A 1,130-nucleotide genomic window follows, 5' to 3' on the forward strand; every position below is an offset into this window, starting at 1 on the left:
TGGGACATAAAGATCTTTGATTAGAGAGAATAAGGCAATTTCTATTGTAATAATACAGAAATTGCCTTTTTTACTATTATTTTGACTATAGTTAGCTCGTTGAGCTACTACTTTTCTTATATTAAGTGCCATTAATACAAAACCAAGTTCTCTTTTAACTTTATTTATGCCTCTAACCGACATTCGAGTGAAACCCAAAATAGCCTTCATAAATCCAAAAACTGGTTCTACGTCAATTTTTCTTTGACTGTAGATCTTTTTAGTTTCTGGTTCTGAAAGCTTTTGGTTAACTTGTGATTTGAAGTATTCCCAATTATAATTCTTCATTAACTTTTTATTCGATTTTGAATTTGATTTCATACAATAGTTTTTCAATAGACAATCTGAACAATCATCGCATTCATATAATTTAAAATCTCTTTTAAATCCATATTTATCATGGCGGTAGGCATACCTTTTAAAACCAAGTCTTTTATGATTCGGGCAAATAAATTCATCATTGATTTCATCATATCCCCAATTGTGAGTATTAAAAATGTCACTTTTATATTTTTTAGTTTTATCCTTAATAAACATGCCATAAGTTATAAGTGGTGTTCGATTAAATTCATCTATAATTGCAATATAATTAGGTTCACTACCATAACTAGCGTCAGCTACAATGTATTCAGGTAAATGACCGTAGGTCTTTTTAATCAATGATAAAAAAGGAATTATTGTTCTTGTGTCTGTCGGATTTTGATAAACATTATATGATAGAACAAATTGAGAATTTGTCGCTATTTGTAAATTATATCCTGGCTTAAGCTGGCCATTTTTCATATGGTCTTCCTTCATTCTCATAAAAGTCGCATCATGGTCTGTTTTAGAATAACTATTTCTATCTTGGAGTATAGCTTTTTGTGTTTTATATTTATCCTTTCGTTCTAAATAAGCAGCGAATTTCTTTTTATATCTTTTGATTTGAGTTCGCTTTTGACGAGCTTGCTTTCTTAATCGAGTACATTTTTCATGTTCAATATTATAATTTAAATCTTCGATTTCTTTATCTAGATGAGTACCAATTGAATTAATTTCTTCTCTTGTTAAATCACTATCTCCATCTTCTTTAATCTCTGGTATAATCTTTT

At 28.8% G+C, this 1,130-nt stretch carries 1 protein-coding gene; it reads right to left on the reverse strand.

What is annotated here, in order from left to right; genetic code table 11:
- Nucleotides 1-1,130 (reverse strand): transposase (locus N9R04_RS11260; RefSeq protein ID WP_262856872.1); only part of this gene is annotated, 1,130 nt, incomplete at both ends.

The sequence above is a fragment of the Staphylococcus marylandisciuri genome, assembly GCF_025519785.1.
Lineage (GTDB): Bacteria > Bacillota > Bacilli > Staphylococcales > Staphylococcaceae > Staphylococcus > Staphylococcus marylandisciuri.